The 24515-nt window shown below is 61.9% G+C and carries 18 protein-coding genes; 6 read left to right on the top strand and 12 right to left on the bottom strand.

The features are described 5' to 3' along the window. Positions 1–163 precede the first annotated feature (163 nt). The gene (locus OB03_RS03605) at positions 164–622 is read left to right on the top strand and encodes a tRNA (cytidine(34)-2'-O)-methyltransferase (protein ID WP_461343260.1); all 459 of its coding nucleotides are present in this window, start codon (positions 164–166) and stop codon (positions 620–622) included. 447 nt (positions 623–1069) lie between these two features. On the opposite strand, the gene OB03_RS03600 is transcribed toward OB03_RS03605, so the two are convergent. After that, the gene (locus OB03_RS03600) at positions 1070–2344 is read right to left on the bottom strand and encodes a dipeptidase (RefSeq protein ID WP_461343259.1); all 1275 of its coding nucleotides are present in this window, start codon (positions 2342–2344) and stop codon (positions 1070–1072) included. A gap of 198 nt (positions 2345–2542) precedes the next feature. On the opposite strand from OB03_RS03600, the gene hemF reads away from it, so the two are divergent. Next, positions 2543–3397, top strand: coding sequence for an oxygen-dependent coproporphyrinogen oxidase (gene hemF / locus OB03_RS03595; protein WP_427846584.1), 855 nt, complete (start codon positions 2543–2545; stop codon positions 3395–3397). Between the two features lie 56 nt (positions 3398–3453). On the opposite strand, the gene OB03_RS03590 is transcribed toward hemF, so the two are convergent. From OB03_RS03590 to rlmJ, 3 genes are all read right to left on the bottom strand, one after another. Next, complete coding sequence (locus tag OB03_RS03590) at positions 3454–6000, bottom strand: hybrid sensor histidine kinase/response regulator (RefSeq protein ID WP_461343258.1); 2547 nt, start codon at positions 5998–6000, stop codon at positions 3454–3456. Positions 6001–6087: 87 nt separating this feature from the next. Beyond that, on the bottom strand, positions 6088–6819 hold the full coding sequence (locus OB03_RS03585; protein WP_461343264.1) for a glutamine amidotransferase-related protein: 732 nt from the start codon (positions 6817–6819) through the stop codon (positions 6088–6090). 117 nt (positions 6820–6936) lie between these two features. Continuing rightward, positions 6937–7755, bottom strand: a complete 819-nt coding sequence (gene rlmJ, locus OB03_RS03580; RefSeq protein WP_461343257.1) for a 23S rRNA (adenine(2030)-N(6))-methyltransferase RlmJ — start codon at positions 7753–7755, stop codon at positions 6937–6939. 48 nt (positions 7756–7803) lie between these two features. Here rlmJ and OB03_RS03575 point away from each other — a divergent pair, with 48 nt between their 5' ends. Together OB03_RS03575 and OB03_RS03570 are read left to right on the top strand one after the other, a co-directional pair. Next, positions 7804–8151, top strand: a complete 348-nt coding sequence (locus OB03_RS03575; RefSeq protein WP_461343256.1) for a hypothetical protein — start codon at positions 7804–7806, stop codon at positions 8149–8151. Between the two features lie 79 nt (positions 8152–8230). Then, positions 8231–8551 (top strand): hypothetical protein, encoded by a 321-nt coding sequence (locus OB03_RS03570; protein WP_461343255.1) that lies wholly within the window; start codon positions 8231–8233, stop codon positions 8549–8551. A gap of 130 nt (positions 8552–8681) precedes the next feature. Here the strand turns inward: OB03_RS03570 and tdh are convergent, their stop codons facing one another. The 3 genes from tdh to OB03_RS03555 form a co-directional block, all read right to left on the bottom strand. Further along, positions 8682–9725: an L-threonine 3-dehydrogenase gene (gene tdh, locus OB03_RS03565; protein ID WP_461343254.1), complete on the bottom strand. Its 1044-nt coding sequence runs from the start codon at positions 9723–9725 to the stop codon at positions 8682–8684. A gap of 114 nt (positions 9726–9839) precedes the next feature. Continuing rightward, positions 9840–11045, bottom strand: a complete 1206-nt coding sequence (locus OB03_RS03560; RefSeq protein WP_242914358.1) for a glycine C-acetyltransferase — start codon at positions 11043–11045, stop codon at positions 9840–9842. Between the two features lie 44 nt (positions 11046–11089). Then, entirely contained in the window at positions 11090–11914 is an 825-nt protein-coding gene (locus tag OB03_RS03555; RefSeq protein ID WP_461343253.1) for a DUF4232 domain-containing protein, read from the bottom strand. A 155-nt stretch (positions 11915–12069) separates the two neighbouring features. On the opposite strand from OB03_RS03555, the gene OB03_RS03550 reads away from it, so the two are divergent. Together OB03_RS03550 and OB03_RS03545 are read left to right on the top strand one after the other, a co-directional pair. Next, positions 12070–14124 (top strand): TonB-dependent receptor domain-containing protein, encoded by a 2055-nt coding sequence (locus OB03_RS03550; RefSeq protein ID WP_461343252.1) that lies wholly within the window; start codon positions 12070–12072, stop codon positions 14122–14124. A gap of 238 nt (positions 14125–14362) precedes the next feature. After that, a complete protein-coding gene (locus tag OB03_RS03545) occupies positions 14363–16966 on the top strand; it encodes a TonB-dependent receptor (RefSeq protein WP_461343251.1) in 2604 nt (867 codons plus the stop codon). Between the two features lie 82 nt (positions 16967–17048). On the opposite strand, the gene mce is transcribed toward OB03_RS03545, so the two are convergent. The 5 genes from mce to OB03_RS03520 form a co-directional block, all read right to left on the bottom strand. Beyond that, the gene (gene mce / locus OB03_RS03540; RefSeq protein ID WP_461343250.1) at positions 17049–17474 is read right to left on the bottom strand and encodes a methylmalonyl-CoA epimerase; all 426 of its coding nucleotides are present in this window, start codon (positions 17472–17474) and stop codon (positions 17049–17051) included. Further along, complete coding sequence (scpA, locus tag OB03_RS03535) at positions 17474–19627, bottom strand: methylmalonyl-CoA mutase (RefSeq protein ID WP_461343249.1); 2154 nt, start codon at positions 19625–19627, stop codon at positions 17474–17476. Before scpA ends, mce begins: the two co-directional genes overlap by 1 nt. Continuing rightward, positions 19624–21003 carry a methylmalonyl-CoA mutase family protein gene (locus OB03_RS03530; protein ID WP_461343248.1) on the bottom strand — a complete coding sequence of 460 codons (1380 nt, stop codon included), beginning with the start codon at positions 21001–21003 and terminating at the stop codon, positions 19624–19626. Before OB03_RS03530 ends, scpA begins: the two co-directional genes overlap by 4 nt. A gap of 2 nt (positions 21004–21005) precedes the next feature. Continuing rightward, entirely contained in the window at positions 21006–22982 is a 1977-nt protein-coding gene (locus OB03_RS03525; protein ID WP_461343247.1) for an acetyl-CoA carboxylase biotin carboxylase subunit, read from the bottom strand. 12 nt (positions 22983–22994) lie between these two features. Beyond that, positions 22995–24515 (bottom strand): acyl-CoA carboxylase subunit beta (locus tag OB03_RS03520; protein WP_461343246.1); only part of this gene is annotated, 1521 nt, incomplete at its 5' end.

Genomic DNA, 24515 nt, shown 5'->3' with positions numbered 1-24515 from the left:
CGGGACGTCCAGTCGGCATGAACCTTCACAAGCGGAAAACAAAGCTTTGCCATCCTGCCTTGGTTTAGACCACCCCAATCTCAAGTCGCAAAAGCAACTTGAGAAGCGGTCGCAACAAAAGACACGACAAGGCCCTCTCCCGCGCGTATGAGTGGGCCTTAGAATGCGTCTCGCCCTTTTTCAACCAGATATCCCGCAGAATGTGGGGGCATGTATCCGTCTCAGCGCCTGTTTCGGCGTCGAACTGCACGTGATCGAGCCCACCGGATTCACTTTTGACGACCGTGCAATGAAGCGCGCTGCGCTCGATTACGGTCCCCTCTCCCACATGACCCGTCATGACAGTTGGGAAGATTTCCTGCGCGACAAGCCGCCGGGTCGTTTGCTGTTGATGACGACCAAGGGAGCGACGTCGATGGCCGAATTCGCCTTTAGAGACGATGATATCCTATTGTTCGGCAAGGAAAGTGCGGGTGCGCCCGACTACGTCCACGATGCTGCGGACGAGCGGATTATCATCCCGCTGGAGGCCAATGCTCGCTCGCTGAACCTGTCGGTCACCGCGGGCATCACCCTTTGGGAAGGCCTTCGCCAGACCGGACATTTCCAATCCACGAAGTAAGAAAGGGAGCCTGAAATCAGGCTCCCTTTTTCATCGGGGGACGCTCAACAAAAAAATCATTATCCGGCAAGCGAGCCTTGCCGATGGATTTCTCGGACGCGCGATCGGCCTTCTGCCCTACCCGTCGATTCGTGGTTTTCGACATCGGTCGAAATTCTAATTCGCGTACGGAACTTCTGCACCACGCTCGAGGCAGAAGCAGAACTCAGAGTGCCGCGCATAATGACTGCCATGGCCTCGGCACCGAAACCGTAACCCGTCGGGTTTTCCTCTACCACGACACAATCGACAGGCTTTCGGTCCGGAGCCAAGGTGCACTCGATGTCCACATAGCTTTCGACCCTCTGCTTTGCAGGGGTTGTAGCGCACGCCGCAACAACGGATGCGGCACCAATCAGCGCGCTAATGGCGCATAGCTTGGTCACGGCGTTTCCCATATCCCCGCCCTTACTGCTGCGGCATGCGAGACAGGTTTGGACGCTCGCCCTGCTTACGGGCAGCAACCGATTCCACCTGACGCATGACCCGCAGCATGTTCTCGCCGGATAGCTTGCGGATGTCGGCATCGGTCCAGCCGTTCTGGATCAGCTGGGCCAGAATACGCGGATAGGCATCCACCGCCTCTACCCCCACCGGAAGGCTGTCCACGCCATCGAAATCGCCGCCCAGACCGACGTGGTCGATGCCCGCCTTGTCGCGGACGTACTGGATGTGCGCCACAACGTCCTGAAGCGTCGCGCGCGGGATCGGGTTGGCCGCAATCCATTGATCCATCTCGCGTTTGACCCGATCTGGATCACCGGGGTTCAGGCTCTTGAGACGGGCATCCTCTGCCGCACGGCGCGAGCTCCATTCGCGGACCTGCTCGCTGATGAAGCCGGGTACGAAGGTCACCATGACGATGCCGCCATTGTCCTTCATCTGCGCCAAAACGTCGTCGGGGACGTTGCGCGGGTGTGCCGTCACGCCCAGCGCCGACGAGTGCGAGAAGATAACCGGCGCTTCGGAAACGCGCAGGGCATCGCGCATGGTCTCTGCCGAGACGTGGCTTAGGTCCACCATCATGCCAATGCGGTTCATCTCTTTGACGACTTCTTCGCCAAACGGGTTCAGCCCGCCCCACTTCGGCGCGTCCGTGCCCGAGTCGGCCCAATTGGTCGATTTGGAATGGGTCAGCGTCATGTACAGCGCGCCCGCGCGGCGGAACTCGCGCAGCAGGCCAAGGCTGTCGTCGATGGAATAGCCGCCTTCCATACCAATCAGGCTGGCGATCTTGCCCTGACGGTGGATGCGCACAATGTCGTCTGCCGTGGTGGCGATCTCGAAGGTTTGCGGATAGCCCGCGACGATGCGTTTGACCGTATCGATCTGCTCGAACGTCGCCTTGGCCGCTTCGAGCTGGCTCATGTTGGCCGAAACATAGACCGACCAGAACTGGCCCCCTACACCGCCCTCGCGAAGGCGCGGAATGTCGGTATGCAAACGGGTGCTCATCGACAGATCACTCGTCAGGTCCACCCCGTGCACATCATTCTGATAGCCCTGACGGAAGGCCCACGGCAGGTCGTTGTGGCCGTCGATCAGCGGCGTTCGGCGCAAAATCTGGCGCACATGAGCTTCCGTCGCAGCGTGGCTGCGCACAGGTGCCGTCTGGGCCTGGGCCGAAATCGCCGGCAGCAGCGCTGCGGTGGCCGCTGCCACCATCATCAGTTTGCGCATCATGGGTATCCCCTCCATAAAATCACTGGCCCGCACGCTGGCACAGCCACGCCTCCGAGGAAACTGCCCGCGTGCGAAACCTTGTCTGATCCAGATCAAGGTGGAAACTGATCACCTGCGGCATCAGACGCGCATCCTCGGACTGTTCACCGAGCCTGCATCGTGGTTGAAGCCCTCATGACCGAAATTACTCCCGAGCTGATGAACGAGCGTCGCGAACGCGCCCGCGTCTGGTTTGAAAGCCTGCGCGATCAGATCCACGCCGGTTTCGAGGCGTTGGAAGACGCCGCCCCTGCCGAACTGTACGGCGAGACCGCTGGCCGTTTTGTACGCACCCCTTGGGACCGCGCTGCGGGCGGCGGCGGCGTCATGGGCATGATGTCGGGCCGCCTGTTTGAAAAGGTGGGCGTCCACTGCTCGACCGTGTTCGGAGAGTTTCCGACTGACTACGCCAAGAATGTCCCCGGTGCTTCTGAGGACCCGCGCTTCTTCGCGACCGGCATCAGCCTGATTTGCCACCCTGTGAACCCGAATGTTCCGGCTGTGCACATGAACACCCGTTTCATCGCCACCACCGAGAACTGGTTTGGCGGCGGCGGCGATCTGACGCCGGTGCTGAACGCAGACCGCCGCGACGATCACCCGGACACCATCGCCTTCCACGCGGCGATGAAGGACGCGTGCGATAAGTACGATCCGGAATACTATCCGGAGTACAAAAAGTGGTGCGACGAGTACTTCTTCCTGCCGCACCGCAACGAGCCGCGCGGTACGGGCGGCATCTTCTATGACCACCACAACACCGGTGACTTCGAGGAGGACTTCGCCTTCACGCAGGACGTCGGAAAGAACTTCCTGAAGGTCTATTCCGACATCGTGGCGGGCCGCATGCACGAGCCGTGGACCGAGGAACAGCGCGAAGAGCAGCTGATCCGACGTGGCCGCTATGTCGAGTTCAACCTGCTGTACGACCGTGGCACCATGTTCGGCCTGAAGACCGGCGGTAACACCGAGTCGATCCTGTCCTCGATGCCGCCACTGGTGAAGTGGCCCTAAGCCACCGCGCCTGAGCAAACAAAAAGCCCGCCTCGACATGAGGCGGGCTTTTTCGTTTAAGCGGCGACGTCGAGCACGCTGTTGATGCTGTTCATCAGCGACTGCACCGTTAGCGGTTTGGTCAGGTGGGCATCGGCCCCTGCTGCCAAACTGGCCTCGACATGCTCGGCCATGGCGTTGGCCGTCAGCATCACAATCGGCGTGTGCACGCGCCCGTCGCGACGCTCGATTTCGCGCAGACGTCGGGTCGCTGTCAGGCCATCCATAACCGGCATCTGCATATCCATCAGGACCAGATCGAAGTGATCAACCGTGAAGGCGGCCACGGCCATCTCGCCGTCCATGACCGATACGATTTCGACATCCAGCGGCGCGAGCAGAACCTCCACGACCTTACGGTTCGCCGCATGGTCGTCCGCCAGTAGAACTTTCAGCCCCAGTCCCGTCGAGGTGGCAACCGAGTGGTCGGCCATCAGGTCCCTCTTGTCGGCAACAACAGGATCAGAGTGTACACGCGGCAGTTGAATTTCAAACCAGAACTTTGCGCCCTGGCCCGGAATACTGGCGCAGTCCATCTGACCACCCATCAAACCGATCAACTCTTGCGAGATATTGAGCCCCAGACCGGAACCGCCATAGCGACGCGTGATGGATTCATCGGCCTGCTGGAAGCGGGCGAAGATGCGCTGGCGCACCTTGTCATCAAATCCGACACCGGTATCGGTCACGCAGAAATAGACACGGTCCGGCTCGGATAGCAGGGCTTCGACGGTCACTGATCCCGCCTCGGTGAACTTCAGCGCGTTCGACACTAGGTTGTTGAGCACCTGCCGTAACCGCACGACGTCGCCCATCACCTTGCGATCAATACCGTCGGTGCAGACCAGATTGATGCTGACGCCCTTGGCCTCCGCGCGCGCTCCCCACAGTTCAATGACGTCATTCAGCATGACCTTCAGGTCGAACGGTGCCTGCTCCAGACGTAGTTCGCCGGACTCGATCCGCGCGCTGTCCAGAATATCGCTGAGCAGACCCTCCAGCGTCTTGCCCGAGGTGCGGATGATCTGGACCAGTTCGCGGTCATGCTTGGCCAGAGGCCGCTGCGCCAAGGCATCCGCCATCGCAATCACGCCATTCAATGGCGTGCGAATCTCGTGACTCATATTGGCAAGGAAGCGGGTTTTGGCGGAGTTGGCCTGCTCTGCCCGCAAGCGCGCCCGACGAAGCTCGCGCGCCTGCACCCACAGCCAGATCGCAAACAATGTCCCGCACACAAGGAAGAACAGGGTCACGCCCACAATCCAGGTCTGTGCCCGTATCATGGCTCCCTGCAGGCGCACGTTGGCCTGTTCGACGGTCAGCTGGTGACGCCGCTGGGACAGCTGCTGCTGCATGTCCTGCGTGACCTGATTGATGCCTTCACTATAGGCACGCGCATCGTTGCGGGCATTCAACAGGGTATAACGGCGCAACAGGGCCATGCCCTCGGAATAGCGCCCTTTCGCAAAGGCGATCTCGGCCCGCGCGTTCAAGGCCAGATTGCTGTGCGCACTGCCTGGACGGCTGGTGTTGATCTGTTCCCAGCGGGCAAGAATTGCCTCGGCTTTGGCCGGCTCGCCCTGTCGCGCCAGCGCCATTGCCAACAGCGGCCAGGCCCGCTGTTGCTGATAGACGTCATCCATCAGGGTCTCATGGTCTTTGAGGCAGGTCAGGATGCGTGGCATGTCATCTTGAATGCGGGCCACACGGGCGCACATCAGGGCATTGTGGGCCGCCAGCCCCTGCAGATCCGCTCTTTGGGTCAGCCGATCGTGAGACTCAAAGAAGCGTTGTGCCGCTTCGGTATCCCCCATGAAGATCGCCATACGGCCCAGATTATAGAGGGTGCTGAAGTCCGGTCGCGGCCAGTCATCATGACCGAATTTGGTTTCGTACTGGGTGAAGGCATCGGTCACCCCTTCCACGTCGTGGAGCGACATCAGACCGATCCCGATCACTTCCCACACACCGGCGCGTGCCGCTAACGTCTCGGGGTCGCTGGCCGGTATCTGGGCCTGAACAGTCGAGAGAAGCTTTAGGCCCTCACCGACCTGGTGATCGTCAAAACGGGTCACGGCAAAATAGCGCACGGCGTTCAAGCGGACATACCAGTCCGAGGTGCTATCCATCACCTGCCGCATACGGGCCGCCTGACTACGATCACCCTGCCGGTAGGCGATCATCATCTCGTTCAACTCGGCGAGCTTCTTGTACCGGCGGTTGTCAATCAGCGCGGCGTTGGACGCCAGATGCCCGTTCCAGAAGCGGGCCCTCTCAAGTTCACTGTTATTCAGATAGATATTCAGTACGTGTTGGACCCGGCGCAATCCGTCCACATCGATGCGGGCAATCGCTTCGTGTCCGAAATCTTCAAGCGCCGCAAAGCTGGTGGCCGAGGCCCGCTTTTCGACATGGGCCAACAGCAGTTCTGTGCGCGCATTATCAGCGCCTTCAGCACTTGCTGCACTGGCCACTAGCGGCGTGAGCCCGATGGCAGCCGCTGCAAACATGGCGGCCCAACTGCGAAGCGTCGCAGGTTTCAGACCATTACAGACGTCGAACACTTAAGCCCCCCGAGGGGATCAGCCACACCCATTGGCCAATCCGCGAGGGCTTATGCCGGATTCAGGTTTCCCAAGCCTTAGCAGAAATCAAATACCCGAGCCGTCGCCTTCAACCGGCGGCGGGGTCAACAGCAGGAACGCCCTCACCCATGCCGTCAGGACGGCACGGTCGTTGGGGCGTTTCAAACTGTCTAGGGCTGCGTCCACCAATTCATCGGCGATGCGTGTGCCGCGACGAAGCTCCGTCAGGGCTGCGGCATAGGCGGGCTGAAACTCGGGGTGGCACTGAAAGCTGATGGCGTCCTCGCCATAGGCCAAACCCGCGAAAGGCGTGAAATCATAGCGGGCGATAACGCGGGCATCATCCGGAATGGCGATGACCTGATCCTGATGCGATACCGCGATGGCGATGCTGTCAGAGCGCGGATGCATCCATGGCTCCTCGGTCAACACGTCGTAGCGGTGAAGGCCGACGCCCCAGCCTTTGTCGGACTTTTCGACCCGTCCTCCAAAGGCGTGGGCCATAACCTGATGGCCAAAGCATATGCCCAACAGACGCGTCCTACCACGCGCCGCCTGCAACCACTCTGTCAGCTTCGGGATCCAGTGATGGTCCTCATAGACCCCCGCCGCCGATCCGGTAACGATGCAGCCCGCGTAGGCTGAAGGGTCATCCGGCAGATGCCCCTGCTGCACATCAAAGCGGACCGTCTGGGCGTCTTCGCCCAGAAGCGCGCGAAACCGTGCCGGATAGTCATCGAAGGAGTCGCGGAGAGCTTCGGGCGGATACCCTGTCTCGAGGATGGCAATCGGCTTCATCGGTAGGCTTGATCCGGTACGCACTGGGGACAGGCACACTGGCCCGCTCCATGCCTTTAGGCAATGCCTCCAACCCTCAGGAAAGCTGATGAAGCCATCAGGGTTTCTAAACCCTGATTACAGCGTCCAGATTTCTGCCTTGGCCTTTTCGTCGCCCAGCGTAGAGGCAACCCAGCCGCAGATTTCCTTGGCCGCAGCCTCGGTTCCAGCGGGCGCATTGACCACCGTCATGGTGCAGCCGTTCATCTTCATCGGATTGGTCAGCGGGCGAAGACGCGCCTCGGCCACCACCACATTCGGAGCCTTGGCCTGATCCAGACGACGGATGAAGCCGTCAAAGGTTTCCATGTCCTTGAGCGGGGTCCAGATGGCCACCACCGCCTTGGGGTCGCGCTTGACGATGGTCGCTGCCGTGTCGGCGGAGCGGATATAATCATCCCCGCGCTCGAAAGGCGGGTCGATCAGTACCAGCGGGCCTTTAGACTTGAGCGCAGCATTGGTGGCGAGGTCATAGCCATCGCCCTGGAACCCTTGTGCATTCGGATAGTCTGCCAAGGCTTCGTCCAGCAGCGCCTTGACCGGAGGGTTCAACTCGAACCCGCGATAGGTGCCGCCCTTGGCCAGCGCCCGCGCAATCAGCACGGGTGAGCCGGGATAGAAACGCACGCCGCCTTGCGGATTGAACTGCGCCACTTCCTTGGCCAGAGCCTCAATCAGCGCAGGACGGTTGTCGGCGGTCATCAGACGCGCCACGCCCGCCTCGGCTTCCTTGGAGCGAACCGCATCGCCCGACAGATCGTACAAGCCTGCACCCGCATGGGTATCCAGCACGTGCAGCGGGCCATCGGCCTGCATCTTTTGCATCAGCCACAGCACCAGAGCGTGCTTGACGAGATCGGCGAAATTTCCGGCGTGGAAGCTGTGGCGATAGTTCATAAAGGCGCTCGTCTCCTGACGCGGGGCCAAGGTCAAGGAAAACCGTCGATGTTCATCGATCACCCCGCCATTAGCGACGAGGAACGCACCCCGACCGACGCCGTGATCGAAGCTGCCAACTATGGCATCGCCCTTCGCCGCGAGCACGGGCGCGGCGGCACGGAGGTGGGTCTGGAACGCGCCCGTCGCCTGTCCTCGGGCGAGCGTGTCAGCGACCGCGACATCAAGGTCATGAACGCATGGTTCGCCCGCCACGCCGTCGACAAACGCGGCAAGTTTTGGGGCCACCCGAGCAAGCCGTCAGCGGGCTATATCGCGTGGCACCTTTGGGGCGGCGATGCCGCGCAGGCGTGGATCGCGCCGCTGCGACAACGGCTCAAGGCTGTGGGGATTTAGGCAGCGCACAACCCCAATTTGAAAGAACGGCGTTTTCAAATATTAGAGTTGCATCAACCTTTGCCATAAAGGCCGTCCGATGCCCCACCGTCTGTCGAACACATTCCTGCGTCTCGCCGTCGTCTGTGCCCTGCTCGGTATGATCTGGGGCAACTTCATGGGCATGACGCACCAATACACAACCGCTACGGCCCACACCCATTTAAACCTCTTGGGCTGGGTGTCGATGTCCCTCTACGGGCTCTATTATCGGGTTATGCCCCATGCCGCTGTTGGTCGTCTGCCGCAAGCTCATCTGTGGATGAGCGTGGCCAGTCTGGTGGTGATGGTTCCACAATTGCCTTGGTCAAACTGGAGCATGCGCCCACCCTCGCCTTGGCAGGTCCGTTGTTGGGTCTGACAGCCATCACGACCCTGCTCGGCATGGTCCTGTTCGCCATCATCGTTTTCAAATCGACTTCGAGCACCGCCAGCGAGCCAGTCGCGCCCTGAATGAAAAACCCCGCCGTAACCGGCGGGGTTTTGTATTCTTAGTCCCAGTTCAGGATGACCTTGCCGGATTGACCGGACTTCATCGCCTCAAAGCCTTCGCGGAACTCGCTGTAGTGCAGCTGGTGCGTGATCAGCGGCTGCAGGTCCAGACCGGCTTTCAGCAGGCCTAGCATCTTGCGCCAAGTGGTGAACATCTCGCGGCCATAGACGCCCTTGATGTTGATGGCCTTAAGGATAATCTGGCCCCAGTCCGTCTCGGTCGGCTTGGACGGAATGCCCAGCAGCGCCAGACCACCGCCCATAATCAGGGTGTCCACGCATTGCTTAAAGGCAATCGGCGAGCCCGACATTTCCAGCGCCACGTCGAAACCGACCTTGAGGCCCAGTTCCTTCATCACGTCGTGCAGGTCTTCCTTGGTGGTGTTCACGGTGCGAACGCCCGGCACGACCTTTTGCGCCAGCTCCAGACGGAAGTCGTTGATGTCGGTCAGCACCACGGTACGCGCACCGGCGTGACGGGCCACGGCGGCGGCCATGACGCCGATCGGGCCTGCGCCCGTCACCAGAACGTCCTCACCCAGCAGGTCGAACTGCTGCGCGGTGTGAACGGCATTACCGAACGGGTCGAGGATGGCACCGATTTCGTACGGCACATCATCCGGAAGTTCGATCACGTTGAAGGCCGGAGCCACCACGTATTCGGCAAAGCAGCCCTGACGGTTCACGCCGATACCGCGCGTGTGCGGATCGAGGTGGAAGTGACCTGCGCGGGCGGCCTCGGAGTTCAGGTCGATGACGTGACCTTCCGCCGAGACGCGCTGGCCGATCTTGAGCGGGCGGTCCACTTCGGCACCGATGGCAACGATATCGCCAGCGAACTCGTGACCGGTAATCATCGGAACGGGCACGTTCTTTTGCGACCACTCGTCCCAGTTCCAGATGTGGATGTCGGTGCCGCAAACCGCCGTGCGACGCACGCGGATCAGAACGTCTTCCGGACCATATTCCGGGATCGGCGCGGTGATCTGTTCCAGACCTTCAGCGGGCTGGGTCTTGGCCAGCGCCTGCATAGTATCGGCCATCGTTTCACTCCCTGAGTGTTTTTCGCCTGCCCTTAAAAGAGCAGTTTAAATCCTGAAACGGATCATCACGGCCTCTCTCGGGACACCTGTGATGATCCGGTATTATGTCCGCCCTTAGGCGATGACGCCCAGTTCCTTACCCGCTTGGGTGAAGGCGGCGACCGCTTGGTCGATTTGCTCGAAGGTATGAGCCGCCGACATCTGGGTGCGGATGCGGGCTGCACCACGCGGCACGACCGGGAAGCTGAATCCGATCACATAGACGCCGAGTTCGAGCAACCGGGCGGCCATGTCCTGCGCCAGCTTGGCATCGCCTAGCATGACCGGAATGATCGGGTGCTCGCCCGGCAGCAGGTCGAAACCTGCGTCTGCCATTTTCGAGCGGAAACGCTGGGCATTGGCAAACAGTTGCTCGCGCAGCTTGTCGCCCTCCTCGCCCGCAGCAATGCGGATAGCTTCCAGCGACGAGCCACAAACCGCAGGGGCCAGCGCGTTCGAGAACAGGTACGGACGGGCGCGCTGCTTCAATAGCGAAACCACATCGCCATTGGCGCAGATAAAGCCGCCCATCGCCCCGCCCAGCGCCTTACCAAAGGTGCCGGTGACGAAATCAACCTTCACGCCATTATGCGCGAACGAGCCGCGGCCCTTGGGACCAAGGAAGCCCGTGGCGTGGCAGTCATCGACCATGATCAGGGCGTTATACTGGTCGGCCAGTTTGCGGATTTCATCCAGCTTGCCGATGTAGCCGTCCATCGAGAAGGCACCGTCGGTGGCGATGATGATGTCGCGGGCACCGTCTGCGCGGGCTTGTTTCAATTGGGCTTCCAGATCGGCCATGTCCGAGTTGGCAAAGCGATAGCGCTTGGCCTTGCACAGACGCACACCGTCGATGATGGAGGCGTGGTTCAGGCTGTCCGAAACAATCGCGTCCTCTGCACTGAACAGCGGCTCGAAGATGCCACCGTTGGCGTCGAAGGCGGCGGCGAACAGGATGGTGTCCTCAAAGCCGAGATAGTCGGCGATGGCACGTTCCAGCTCTTTGTGGATTTCCAGCGTGCCGCAGATGAAGCGAACCGATGCGGTACCCGCACCCCACTTTTCCTGCGCCTTGATACCGGCCTGGGTGACGCGCTCGTCACCGGCCAGGCCGAGGTAGTTGTTGGCGCAGAAGTTCAGCACGTCGCGGCCGTTGACCGAGATCACAGGCCCTTGGCGCGAGGCGATCACGCGCTCGGGCTTGGTGAGGCCCTGTGCGTCGATATCAGCCAGTTCAGCCGAAACACGTTCGTAGAATGCAGGATTCGCAGATTGGGTCATGTTTGCTCGCTACGCCGTTTTTCCGCAGGATTAAACCCCTATTCTTACGGGGCCTTGGGCGGAGTATTCCCTCGTTCCGCAGCATCCGTAAAGGCCGAGAGCGTGACCTTGCCGCCGCAGGCCTCGATGTCGGCCGGAATGGTCGGCAGAGCGCCGCCACCGGGTGCATAGACATTCCATCCCCTCACCTTCGGACAGACTGTCTCGCCCTGCGCCTCATTGGGGATAACGGACCAGCCGATGAAGAACCGAGCGGTGTCTCCCGCTTTAAGTTCGATACGGTCCTTGCCCTCGACTGAGGCAAAGTAGCTGTCCGTCGTGCGCTGGACTTTCAGGGCACTGGTCTGGTCCTGAACGGGTCTGAGTTCGGGCCACTTCGGCAGAAGACAGCCCGTCGCGCCCTTAACCTTTAGAGTGACCGGCAAATGGCGATGGCCCATACCGGCGTCCATCTCGCCGGTTTCCATCTCAAGCTGATCTGCACGGCAGGCCGTCAGGGTCGGTGCCGGAGCCGCCGTATTGGCGACGCGCGTACATTGAAGCGCCTCTCCATCAGCTTGGGTCAGCGTGCCGACATCCTTGTTGTCCTCGTTGACCAGACGCCAGCTCACACGCCCGTCGCTGTATTCTATGCCGCGCTGCGCACCACGGGCGGTCATCCGGACCTCGCTGCCGTTCAGCGTCATATGCGCCAGCCCCCCCTGATCATAGCTGACCGTCAAAGGCTGCCCCTCGCCGCAGGCATAGGTCACGACCTGCGAGGCCATCGCGGGATCCAGATTCAACCCGCCGCCCGTTTCCTGAGGCGCGGCCTGTTGCTGACAGGCCGCAAGCAAGGGCAGGATCAGGCCCAGTTGAATCATCCGCATGGTGGTTTCCCCGCTGTTGGAGCCGCCCGATGGCCAGCCGATATGACCTAAACGCCACAGAGCATGCGCGGCTCCGACGCTTTGAACGGAAAGCGGTTGCGAAGTGATATAATATAACATATCACGTCGCTCCATCAGGTCTTATGGTGGTGTTTATGACGAACAAGTCTCTGCTTCTTTCCGTCTCGCTGTTGTCCCTTTGCGCGGGCGCGGCCCACGCACAGCAAGCTAGCGGCGATCCCCACGACCATGTCACCGAGGTTGAGGAAATCGTCGTCCGCGCCCTGCCTTTGGGCCGTTCCGGTGACGACGTTGCCTCTCACGTTTCCCTGCTCAGTGGCGAAGCCTTCGTTCAGCGCCGCACCTCGACGTTGGGTGACACCCTCAGCAGCCTGCCCGGCGTAAACTCCGACGCCTTCGGTGGTGGTGCCAGCCGCCCCGTGATCCGTGGCCAGACCAGCCCGCGCGTTAAAATCCTCAGCGAAGGCGCTGGCCTGATCGACGCCTCGGAAGTTTCCCCCGACCACGCCGTTTCGGGCGAACCCCTGCTGATGGAAGGCGTGGAAATCCTGCGCGGCCCGTCGGCCCTTCTCTATGGTGGTGGTGCCATCGGCGGCGCAGTTAACCTGTTGGACAAGAAGATCCCGACCCGCATCCCGCTGAACGGTGGTGAGGGTGTGGTCGAATACCGCCACGGCAGCGTGGATAACGAAGACGCCGGCGTTGTCGGCCTGACGGTTGGCGCGGGCCAGTTCGCCCTGCGCCTCGAAGCTGTGGGACGCCGTAGCGATGATTACCGTATTCCGGACAGCGACGAAGACCGCCTCGACGGCAGCTACAATAACACCTTCACCGGCACGATCGGTGCCTCCTGGATCGGCGACAAGGGTTATTTGGGTGCGGCCTTCACCCAGCAGAAGAGCACCTACGGCCTGTCGGGCCACAGCCACGAGTTCGCCTCGTGCCACCTGCATGGCACCTCGCTGCATTGCGGCGGTCACGATGATCATGACCACGACGACCACGATCACGACCACGAGGATGAACACGACCACGCAGCACCGGAAGTGCGCCTGCTAAGCCAGCGGGTCGACCTGCGCGGCGAGCTGCGCAACCCGGTACAAGGTATCGAACGCGTTCGCCTGCGCGCGGGCTACACCGACTACGAGCACAAGGAAGTGGAAGAAGGCGAAGTCCTGACCACCTTCAGCAACAAGGGCTATGACGGTCGCCTCGAAGTCCAACACACCGAATGGAACGGCCTGCGCGGCGTCGGTGGTGTGCAGGTCAGCAAGACCGAGTTCGGTGCAGTGGGTCTGGAGTCCTATCTGCGCCCGACCGAAACCCAGTCCACCGGCCTCTTCGTTATGGAAGAGTACGAACTGGGCGGCTGGCATCTGGAAAGCGCAGTGCGCAAGGATTGGACCGAAACCTCCGTATTGAACGGCGCGTCGGTCGATCATGACCCGCTGTCCGTCTCCGCTTCGGCTCTGTGGCACTTCAATCCGCAATGGACGGTCGCCCTGTCTCTGGCGCGCTCGCAGCGTGCTCCCACAGCTCAGGAAATGTTCGCACGCGGTGTCCACCTGGCGACCAACACCTATGAGCTGGGCACCGCAACGCTAGACCTCGAAACCGCCAAGTCCGCCGAACTGACCCTTCGCAAGGTCGAGGGTCGCCTGACCGGTACCGTCAGCGTCTACAGCTATGACTATGACGACTACATCTTCGCCAACACTCTGGATCAGCACGAAGACTTCCGCCTGATCCGCTACGAGCAGGCGGATGCCAAATTTACCGGCATCGACGCCGAGGTGACCGCCAAGATCACGGCGGCCCTGAGCGCAACCGTCTATGGCGACTATGTCCGCGCCAAGCTGGACAGCGGCGATAACCTGCCCCGCATCCCCGCGGGCCGCTTGGGCGCTCGCCTGTCGGGCTATCATGGCCCGTGGTCGGGTGAACTGGATTACAGCCACGTCTTCGAACAGGCCAAGGTCGCCGACTATGAAGACAAGACCCCCGGCTATGACCTGCTGAGCGCAACCGCTGCCTACGGCTTCAACATCGCCGACAAGGCCGATGCCGAAATCTACGTACGCGGCACCAATCTGCTGGACGAAAAGGCCTGGAGCCACGCCTCGTTCCTCGGCGAACGCGCTCCGATCCGTGGACGCGGTGTGACCGCCGGTGTGCGCGTGCGCTTCTAAAGCCACACTCACTCCAACATTCCAAAAAGTTGAGGGGCGGGATCGACGGATTCCGCCCCTGTTTGCGTTGAACCTTCCAACACCTGACGTTCATGGAACGATTTTCTTGCGATCGACCTCATGGTCAGGCCGGATTTTTAAACTGCGGTTCAGCCAGCGTTCACCGCTGCAGTTCTAAGCCGATAACAACAATAAAGCCGACTGGCCTCCCCGTCGGTCGGTAACCCTCAGGACTGATATGTCGCCCGTAACTCTTCTGCTTGCCTTGGCCTCGATGTCACCGGAAGCCGCTGCTTCCGCTGCTGCAGCCAACCCTGCCGTTCAGCAAACGCCGACCCCTGCCCACGCTCCTGTTCAGGAGTCGTCGCAGACCGTTGACGAAGAAGACACCTATGACCTCGGCACCATCACTGCGACCGCGGTGTCGCGTCGCGGTGCCGCTCTGGGAGGTTATGAGCCCGAGGCAGTTCTGGATGCCGAGCAGCTCAAGGCCTATGGCGCGGGTACCATCGAAGAACTGATGACCTTGCTGGAGCCGCTGACCCGTTCGTCGCGCGGTGGCTCGCCGGTCTTCCTCGTCAATGGTCGCCGCATCTCCGGCTTCCAGGAAATCCGCGGCATCCCACCCGAAGCGATCGAACGCACTGAAATCCTACCCGAGGAAACCGCCCTGTCGTACGGCTATACCGCCGACCAGCGCGTGGTGAACTTCGTGCTGAAGGAGAACTTCCGCTCGGTCGCCCTGCAAGGCCAGGTGAAGCGTCCGTTCGACGGTGGCCGCACCCAGAGCGAGTTGGAAACCAACATCGTTCGTATCGGCGGCACGCAGCGCTGGACGCTGGACCTCGAATATCAGGCGGACAGCCCGCTGTACGAAACCGAGCGTGACATCGTCCGCCAAGCCAACGGCATTGGTGCAACGCCCGAAGAGCGCGTCGCCTATCAAACGCTGAACCCGCGCCGTCGCGGCTATGAGGTCAGCGGTTCGTACAAGCGCGATCTGGAAAGCGGTATCGGCCTGACGGTCAGCGGCAACGTTCAACAGAACAACCGACTGTCTTATCTCGGCCTGCCCGGTGTCTCTGTCACCCTGCCCGCCTCCAGCCCGTTTGCTTCGTCGCCGCAAGATGTGCGGGTCGAGCGCTTCCTCGGCACGGCAGGCCCGCTGTCGCGCGACGCCGACAGCCTATCGGCCAACATCAACGCTCTGGCCGATGGCTATATGGGCGAATGGCGCTGGACGGTCAGCGGCGGCGTGAAGCGTAGCGAAACCGAAACCACCACCATGCGAGGTCTGAACACCACGGCATTCAACGCCGGTGTCCGCGACGGTACCATCGACCCGTTTGGCGACCTGTCGGCTCTGGCCTTCAATCCTGATGATGTGTCCAAGTCGATCAACACCTCGGCCAATGTCGAAGGGGTGATCAATGGTGCCCTGTGGCAAGCTCCGGCCGGCGCGTTGAACGCTACGTTCAAGGGTGGCTTCGACACCCAGAAGCAGGAAGCCGAAAATCTGCGCGGCGGCGTCTATTCCGAGCGCAGCCTGTCGCGTGACCGGTTCAGTGCGTCCGGTAACTTCAACATGCCGCTGTTCAGCAGCGACATGGAAGGTATCGGCAAGCTGGGCAATCTGTCGGCAAACCTGAACCTTCAGTATGAAGACCTGTCGGACTTCGGGGGTCTGAACAAATGGACCGTCGGTCTGAACTATGCGCCGATCGACGCCCTGAACTTCACCGCCTCCTATGCGGACGAGCAATCGGCCCCGTCGATGGCCCAGTTGAACGATCCGGTTCTGAATACGCCGAACGTTCCGGTCTATGACTTCGCAACCGGCCAAAGCGTCATCATCAACCGTGTCGAAGGCGGCAACCGCGGCCTGTCGGCCGAGGACAAGTCGGTCCTGCGTCTGGGCGTCAACTGGAAGCCACTGCAGGATAAAGACCTGCGCTTCACAGCCAACTACACCCGCACGGAAACCGACGGCATCATCGCCTCCTTCCCGACCATCACGCCTGCTCTCGAAGCTGCCCTTCCGGAGCGCTTCACCCGTGATTTGGCCGGTAATCTGATCGAGATCGATGCCCGCCCGCTGAACTTCGAGAACAGCCTCAAGGAAGAAATCCGCTGGGGCCTGAACTTCTCCACGCCGTTCGGCAAGCCGAACGCGGCGGCCATGGCGCGTCAGGCCGGTCAGGGTGGCGAAGGTCGCCCGCCTATGGGTGGTCCGCGCGGTGAAGGCACGCCTCCTGGTGCCGCTCAAGGCGGCCGTCAGGGCGGCGGTCCCCGTATGAGTGCCGGCGGCGGTGGCGCGCGCATGGGCGGCGGCGGTGGCCGCGGCGGTCAGATGCAACCGGGTCAGGGACGCTTCAATGTCAGCCTGTATCACACCTATCGCATGACCGATGAGCTGACGATCCGCGAGGGTCTTCCGGTCATCGACTTGCTGGATGGCGGTGCGACGGGCGCGCGCGGTGGCCAGTCGCGTAACGAGCTTCAGCTTCAGGCTGGGGTGTTCAAGAGCGGCATGGGTGCCTTCCTGAACGCCAACTGGGCGGAAGGCACGCGCGTCTCGGGTGGCAACTCGGGCGACCTGAACTTCTCTGACCTGACGACTGTGAACCTGAATATGTTCGCGGATCTGGGTCAGCGCACCAAACTGGTCGAGAAGTTCCCGTGGCTCACCGGTTCGCGCGTCTCGATCGGTATCGAGAACCTGTTCGACGAGCGTATCGAAGTGCGCGACGCGCTCGGCAACACGCCTCCCGCCTATCAGCCAGACTACATGGACCCGATGGGCCGGACGTTCCGGATCAACTTCCGCAAGATCATCTTCTAAAAACGAAAGGCCCGCTGGAAACAGCGGGCCTTCTCTTTTGTCGGATAGAAAAAAGCCCGCAGCGAACTGCGGGCCTTTTCTTTTAGTGGTGGTCACTCTTCGGAGTTTCCATCAGTTCGATCAGGACGCCGCCCATCTCCTTCGGGTGAAGGAAGACGACAGGCGTGCCGTGGGCACCGATGCGCGGCTCGCCGGTGCCGAGGATGGTGACGCCCTTGGCACGCATTTCAGCGACCGCAGCGTGGATGTCCTCGACCTCGAAGCACACATGGTGCTGGCCGCCCTTGGGGTTCTTGGCGAGGAAGCCGACAATCGGGCTGTTCTCGTCAAACGGCTCGATCAGTTCGATCTGTGCCGTCGGGGTATCGACGAAGCAGACCTTCACACCTTGGGCCGGCAGATCGAACGGTTCGCCGATCTTGGTCGCGCCCAGAATGTCGCGATAGAGCTTGATCGACCCTTCGATCGAAGGCGTCGCCACGCCGACGTGGTTCAGATTACCGATCATCACTTGTTGTCCGCTTTAGGCTGGGCATAGCCCAGACGCTCGTTGAGTTTCTCGATCAGGTCAGCCGCCGTGTCGGCAATCACCGAACCCGGCGGATAGACAGCAGCAGCGCCCATATCCAGCAGTGGCTGTACGTCCGACGGCGGGATAACTCCGCCGACCACGATCATGATGTCTTCACGGCCCAGCTTGGCCAGTTCGGCCTTGAGTTCCGGGACCAGCGTCAGATGACCGGCTGCCAGCGAAGAAGCACCCACCGCGTGCACGTTCTTTTCAACGGCATCACGGGCCGCTTCCGCAGGCGTCTGGAACAGAGCGCCAGCGGTCACATCGAAGCCGATGTCGCCATAGCCGGTCGCCACAACCTTCTGGCCACGGTCGTGACCGTCCTGGCCCAGTTTGGCGATCAAGATGCGCGGCGGACCACCATCGTTCTCGACGAAGGTGGCGACCATATCGCGGGCGCGGGCGACCTTGGGATCGTTACCGGCTTCCTTGGCGTAGACGCCCGAGACGGTTTTCACGGTGGCGACGTGGCGACCGAAAGCGGCCTCCAACGCATCCGAGATTTCACCGACGGTAGCCTTGGCGCGTGCGGCACGAACCGCCAGTTCCATCAGGTTCTCGCCGCCCTTGGCCCCTTCGGTCAGGGCGTTGAGGGCTGCTTGAACGTCGGCGTCGTTACGCTCGGCGCGCAGACGTTGCAGCTTCTCGATCTGGCGGGCGCGAACCTCGGCATTGTCGACCTTCAGCATCGGAATGTCGTCAACGACAGGGTTCAGATACTTGTTCACGCCGACCACGGTCTGCTGACCGGTGTCGATGCGGGCTTGGGTACGGGCAGCCGACTCTTCGATACGCAGCTTCGGAATACCGGCTTCAATGGCCTTGGCCATGCCGCCGTAGGCCTCAACCTCTTCCATCAGGGCGCGGGCCTTGGTGGCCAGTTCCTGCGTCAGGCGTTCGACATAGTGCGAGCCACCCCACGGGTCGATAACCTTGGTCAGGCCGGTTTCCGACTGGGCGAGGATCTGCGTGTTACGCGCGATACGGGCCGAGAAGTCGGTCGGCAGGGCCAGCGCTTCGTCCAGCGCATTGGTGTGCAGCGACTGGGTCTGACCGCCAGCGGCAGCCATGCACTCGATCATGGTGCGCGGCACGTTGTTGAACACGTCCTGCGCGGCCAGCGACCAGCCCGAGGTCTGGCAGTGGGTACGAAGCGACAGCGACTTGGGATTGACGCCGCCTTCCTTCTTCACGGCCTCGGCCCACAGAAGGCGACCGGCGCGCATCTTGGCCACTTCCATGAAGTAGTTCATGCCGATGGCCCAGAAGAAGCTCAGGCGCGGCGCGAAGGTATCGACCGCCATGCCCGCAGCCTTGCCCGCGCGCAGATATTCGATGCCGTCCGACAGGGTATAGGCCAGCTCGATATCCGCAGACGCCCCCGCTTCCTGCATGTGGTAGCCGGAGATGGAGATGGAGTTGAACTTCGGCGTCTCCTTCGAGGTCCACTCGAAGATGTCCGAAATGATCCGCATCGAGGGCGACGGCGGATAGATATAGGTGTTGCGGACCATGAACTCCTTCAGAATGTCGTTCTGAATGGTTCCGGTCAGTTGGGCGTGCTCGACGCCCTGCTCTTCGCCCGCCACGACATAGAGGGCGAGGATCGGCAGAACCGCGCCGTTCATGGTCATCGACACCGACATCTTGTCCAGCGGGATGCCGTCGAACAGGGTCCGCATGTCGAGGATGCTGTCGATGGCCACACCGGCCATGCCGACATCGCCCTTCACGCGCGGGTGGTCGCTGTCATAGCCACGGTGGGTGGCAAGGTCGAAGGCGACCGACAGACCCTTTTGGCCCGCCGCGAGGTTGCGGCGATAGAAGGCGTTGGACTCTTCAGCGGTCGAGAAGCCCGCATACTGGCGGATGGTCCACGGCGCACCGGCATACATGGTCGGATACGGGCCGCGCACGAAGGGCGCAAAACCGGGCAGACCCTCGAGGAAGTCGAGGCCCTCGATGGCCGAGGCGTCATAGGACGGCTGGACGGTGATGCCTTCCGGCGTGGTCCATGCCTCGCGGGCGGGGCCTTGGCCCGTGGTGCCCAGTTCCAGTTTCAGCTTGGAGAAATCAGGGAAGCTCATTGGCCTGCCTCCTCGAACGCGGCGGCAATACGGACGCGTTTGAGCGGCTCGAACGCGCCATAGGTCGGCACTTCGTCATCGGCCTGGCTGACGATCACGCCGCGCACATCGGGGTCCACGAATTTGGTGACGCCGACGATATGCGTCGCGCCGTTCTGATAGGCTTTTTCGGCGAATTCGCGGGCACGGGCGATGCGCTGCTGCACCAGACCGCCCTCGAGGAAGGCGACGATGCCGCCCTCGGCCTCATAGGCCTGAAACTCGGTCCATGCGGCCTCGGCCAGCTCGCGGGTGCGGGCATCCAGATACCAAGAGCCCGAGGCCGGATCATCGACGCGGCCCAGATTGCTCTCTTCCATCAGGATCAGCTGGGTATTGCGGGCCTGACGGCGGGCGAAATCATCCGGCAGACCAGCGGCGCGGGTAAAGCCGTCCAGCACCACGATATCGGCCCCACCGACGCTGCCTGCAAATCCGGCGGCGGTCAGGCGCAGCATGTTCGGCCACGGATCGCGCGAGGCCAGCATACGGCGCGACGAACGGGCCTCGATCTGGGCCTGAACCTCATGACCGAAAGCCTTGGACACGTTCGACCACAGGATACGCAGGGCGCGGATTTTCGACAGGCTGTCGAAATACTGCTGATCCACCGCGACGCCCAGCGTCACCGAGGCCAACGCCTTTTCAACCGGCACGCCCGCCGTCACCAGCGCCTTGACGCAAAGCACCGCCGACGACAGGGCAAAGGCCAGTTCCTGACCGATCGATGCGCCCGCCTCATGGGCCACCTGCCCCGAGGCAAGGAACAGACGTGCTTCCGGATAGGTGTTCGACCAGCCCGCGGCCTTTTGCGCCGCCTCGCTGACGATCTTGGCAAAGTCCTCCGGCGCACCGCCCGAGCGGGCATAGGCCGAGATCGGGTCGAGGTGGAAAGACAGCTTGGCACGCGGCGAGGCCTTGGCCACGGCATCCAGCGCCTCGCCCGCCTTCACCCCGTCAAAACCGGCATCCAGCGCGACCGGAGCCAGTTCCAGCGCCACGCCTTCCAGCGCGGTGGCCAGTGCGGCGGCATCCTTCACCACCGGACCGGACAACATGACCGACGCGGCCCCGTTTTCCAGATCGGTCAGCACCGCCTTGTTCATGGCGGCGGCATCCCCGCCCTCGTTGATCGTGCGCAGGTCCCACGCGCGACCTTCGCTGTCGCTGGGACGCGGCGCGAACACCGCGCCCGAGGCATTGGCCGTGCCATACAGCGGGCGGGTCGCCAGCTGGTCCGCATCCAGATGGACGAGGCTTTCCAGCGGGCGATCCTTCAGTGCCTTTATCGCGGCGTCGCGCCACTCCAGCGGCGAGGGAACGGGGAATTGGCTCATGGTTACTCGAACTCCACCAGAACGTCGTCGGCGGCGACAGGATCGCCAGCCTTGGCCTTCACGGACTTCACCTTGCCGTCACGTTCGGCCTTGAGGATGTTCTGCATCTTCATGGCTTCGATGATGGCGACGGTTTCGCCCGACTTCACTTCCTGACCTTCGACGACGGGGATGTCGACAACAAGGCCCGGCATCGGCGACAGCGTCAGCTTGGAGGTGTCCGCGGCCTGTTTCTCGGGCAGCATTTCGTAGAGGGCAGCCACTTCGGGGCGGACGATACGCACGCGAGCCTTGGCGGCACGCGAGCGGATATCAAAGCCATCGGCGGCGCGCTTCACTTCCAGAGTGAACGCTTCGTCATCCAGCACAGCGCGGAACAGCGACAGGCCCGGACGCCAGTCGATTTCCGACAGCACCACCACCTCGTCATTGATGATGACGTTCAGGTCTTCGGCCTCGTCGTAACCGACTTCGACCTCATAGGCGTCCTTGCCAACCAGAACCGTCCATTCCGAACGCTCGGACGGGTCACCGTCCTGCTCGGCGATGACTTCGTTCATGGCAACGGCAGAGGCGATCATCTGCTTCACCTGAAGTGCGGTCGGCGCCACGCCGTTGAAGCCTTCAGGGAACTCGTCCTTGATGTAGTTGGTGGTCAGCTTGCCCGACTGGAAGCGTGCCTGATCCATCACGGCGGCGAGGAACGGCACGTTGTGGCCAAGGCCCGCAAGGTGGGTGTCTTCCAGAGCGCGGGCCATGCCCTTGATGGCGGCATCGCGGGTCTCGCCCCATGCGCACAGCTTGGCGATCATCGGGTCGTAGAACATGCTGATCTCGTCGCCCTCGCGGACGCCGCTATCGTTACGCACGACATAGCCGTCCTGCTCGCCCTCGGTCGGCTGCTCATAGCGCACCAGACGGCCGATCGACGGCAGGAAGCCGCGATACGGGTCTTCGGCATAGATGCGGCTCTCGATGGCCCAGCCGTTGATCTTCAGATCTTCCTGCTTGAGGTTCAGATGCTCGCCCCATGCCGAGCGGATCATCTGTTCCACCAGATCGACGCCGGTGATCAGTTCGGTCACCGGATGCTCGACCTGAAGACGGGTGTTCATCTCAAGGAAGTAGAACGACTTGTCCTGACCGGCGACGAACTCAACCGTGCCAGCCGAGTCATAATTCACGGCCTTGGCCAGAGCGACAGCCTGTGCGCCCATGGCGGCGCGGGTGGCTTCGTCCAGCAGCGGCGACGGGGCCTCTTCGATGACCTTCTGGTTACGGCGCTGGATCGAGCATTCGCGCTCGAACAGGTGGATGACGTTGCCGTGCTTGTCACCCAGCACCTGAATCTCGATGTGGCGCGGATCGACGATGAACTTCTCAAGGAAGACGCGGTCGTCACCAAAGGCGTTGATCGCCTCGGCCTTAACGGCGGCAAAGCCCTCGGCCATGTCCTCGTCCGAGTGGGCGACGCGGATACCCTTGCCGCCGCCGCCAGCCGAGGCCTTGATCATGACCGGATAGCCGATCAGCTGAGCGATCTTCACGGCCTCTTCGGTCGTTTCGATCAGGCCCATGTGACCCGGAACGGTCGAGACGCCCGCCTCTGCGGCGAACTTCTTGGAGGTGATCTTGTCGCCCATGGCGTCAATCGCCTCGGGGTTCGGACCGATGAAGGCGATGCCCTCTTCCTTCAGACGACGCGCAAAGCTGGCGTTTTCCGACAGGAAGCCAAAGCCCGGGTGAACAGCCTGTGCGCCCGTCTTTTTCACCGCGTCCACGATCTTGTCCTGCAACAGATAGGACTGCGCTGCCGGAGCCGGACCGATGTGAACGGTTTCATCCGCCATCTCGACCGCCAGCGAACCGGCGTCGGCGTCGGAATAGACCACCACCGTCTTGATGCCCATCTTGCGGCAGGTCTTGATGATACGAACAGCAATCTCGCCGCGGTTGGCGATCAGAATTTTATCGAACATGTTCTGTGTGCCTTACAGCGGGATGTTGTCGTGCTTCTTCCAGGGGTTTTCCTGGACCTTGTTCTTCAGCGTGCCCAGCGCCTTGATCAGGCGGCGTCGCGTGCCGTGGGGCATGATGACGTCGTCGATGTAGCCAAGGCCAGCCGCCACGAACGGGTTGGCGAAGCGTTCCTTGTATTCGGCTTCACGCGCAGCCAGAGCTTCGGGATCGCCAGCTTCCTTGCGGAAGATGATTTCCACGGCGCCCTTGGCACCCATGACGGCGATTTCTGCGGTCGGCCATGCATAGTTGACGTCGCCGCGAAGGTGCTTGGACGACATCACGTCGTAGGCGCCGCCGTAAGCCTTGCGGGTGATGACGGTCAGCTTCGGCACGGTGGCTTCGGCATAGGCGAACAGCAGCTTGGCACCGTGTTTGATCAGTGCGCCGTATTCCTGCTTCGTGCCCGGCATGAAGCCCGGAACGTCCACGAAGGTGACCAGCGGGATGTTGAAAGCGTCGCAGAAACGCACAAAGCGCGAAGCCTTGCGGCTCGAGTCGATATCCAGAACGCCCGCCAGCGTCTGCGGCTGGTTGCCGACGATGCCAACGGTCTGCCCATCCAGACGGCCAAAGCCGCAGATGATGTTCTTGGCGAAGTCGGCCCCGATCTCGAAGAAGTCCGCCTCGTCGATGACCTTCAGGATCAGTTCCTTCATGTCATAGGGCTGGTTCGGATTGGCGGGCACGAGCGTATCCAGCGAGGATTCTTCGCGGTCGGCCTCGTCGTAGGTTTCGCGCACCGGCGGCTTTTCGCGGTTCGACAGCGGCAGGAAGCCGATCAGGCGACGAACCTCGGCCAGAGCCTCAAGGTCGTTCTCGAACGCGCCATCGGCCACGCCCGACTTGCCCGCGTGGACGCGCGCACCGCCGAGGTCTTCGTGGCTGACGACCTCATTGGTCACGGTCTTCACCACGTCGGGGCCGGTCACGTACATATAGGACGTGTCCTTCACCATGAAGATGAAGTCGGTGATGGCGGGCGAATAGACGTCACCACCGGCGCACGGGCCCATGATGACCGAAATCTGCGGGATAACGCCCGAGGCCAGCGTGTTCTGCAGGAAGATGTCGGCGTAACCGGCCAGCGATTCCACGCCTTCCTGAATACGCGCACCGCCCGCATCGAACAGGCCGATGATCGGCGCACCGGCCGTCAGCGCCATCTTCTGCAGCTTGACGATCTTGGCCGCGTGCGCGCCCGACAGCGAACCACCGAAGACGGTGAAGTCTTTCGAGAACACATAGACAAGACGGCCATTGATGGTGCCGCGACCGGTGACGACGCCGTCACCCGGAATGCGCTGCTTCTCCATGCCGAACTCGTGGGAGCGGTGCTCCACGAACATGTCGGTTTCCTCGAAGCTGCCCTCGTCGAGCAGGACGTCGATACGCTCGCGCGCCGTCAGCTTGCCCTTGGCGTGTTGCGACGCGATCCGCGCTTCCCCGCCGCCCAGACGGGCAGCAGCGCGGCGACGCTCGAGTTCCTCGAG

This window comes from Brevundimonas sp. GN22 (genome assembly GCF_054824005.1).
This window is presented reverse-complemented; position numbering and strand designations above follow the sequence as displayed.

What these genes read in the sequence shown, in the direction of transcription:
- OB03_RS03585 (WP_461343264.1), bottom strand. Translation starts at nt 6,819, where the DNA reads ATGAAGCCGATTGCCATCCTCGAGACAGGGTATCCGCCCGAAGCTCTC.
- OB03_RS03575 (WP_461343256.1), top strand. Translation starts at nt 7,804, where the DNA reads ATGTTCATCGATCACCCCGCCATTAGCGACGAGGAACGCACCCCGACC.
- OB03_RS03560 (WP_242914358.1), bottom strand. Translation starts at nt 11,045, where the DNA reads ATGACCCAATCTGCGAATCCTGCATTCTACGAACGTGTTTCGGCTGAA.
- tdh (WP_461343254.1), bottom strand. Translation starts at nt 9,725, where the DNA reads ATGGCCGATACTATGCAGGCGCTGGCCAAGACCCAGCCCGCTGAAGGT.
- mce (WP_461343250.1), bottom strand. Translation starts at nt 17,474, where the DNA reads ATGATCGGTAATCTGAACCACGTCGGCGTGGCGACGCCTTCGATCGAA.
- OB03_RS03570 (WP_461343255.1), top strand. Translation starts at nt 8,231, where the DNA reads ATGCCCCACCGTCTGTCGAACACATTCCTGCGTCTCGCCGTCGTCTGT.
- hemF (WP_427846584.1), top strand. Translation starts at nt 2,543, where the DNA reads ATGAACGAGCGTCGCGAACGCGCCCGCGTCTGGTTTGAAAGCCTGCGC.
- scpA (WP_461343249.1), bottom strand. Translation starts at nt 19,627, where the DNA reads ATGAGCTTCCCTGATTTCTCCAAGCTGAAACTGGAACTGGGCACCACG.
- OB03_RS03600 (WP_461343259.1), bottom strand. Translation starts at nt 2,344, where the DNA reads ATGATGCGCAAACTGATGATGGTGGCAGCGGCCACCGCAGCGCTGCTG.
- OB03_RS03530 (WP_461343248.1), bottom strand. Translation starts at nt 21,003, where the DNA reads ATGAGCCAATTCCCCGTTCCCTCGCCGCTGGAGTGGCGCGACGCCGCG.
- OB03_RS03525 (WP_461343247.1), bottom strand. Translation starts at nt 22,982, where the DNA reads ATGTTCGATAAAATTCTGATCGCCAACCGCGGCGAGATTGCTGTTCGT.
- OB03_RS03545 (WP_461343251.1), top strand. Translation starts at nt 14,363, where the DNA reads ATGTCGCCCGTAACTCTTCTGCTTGCCTTGGCCTCGATGTCACCGGAA.
- OB03_RS03555 (WP_461343253.1), bottom strand. Translation starts at nt 11,914, where the DNA reads ATGCGGATGATTCAACTGGGCCTGATCCTGCCCTTGCTTGCGGCCTGT.
- rlmJ (WP_461343257.1), bottom strand. Translation starts at nt 7,755, where the DNA reads ATGAACTATCGCCACAGCTTCCACGCCGGAAATTTCGCCGATCTCGTC.
- OB03_RS03550 (WP_461343252.1), top strand. Translation starts at nt 12,070, where the DNA reads ATGACGAACAAGTCTCTGCTTCTTTCCGTCTCGCTGTTGTCCCTTTGC.
- OB03_RS03605 (WP_461343260.1), top strand. Translation starts at nt 164, where the DNA reads ATGCGTCTCGCCCTTTTTCAACCAGATATCCCGCAGAATGTGGGGGCA.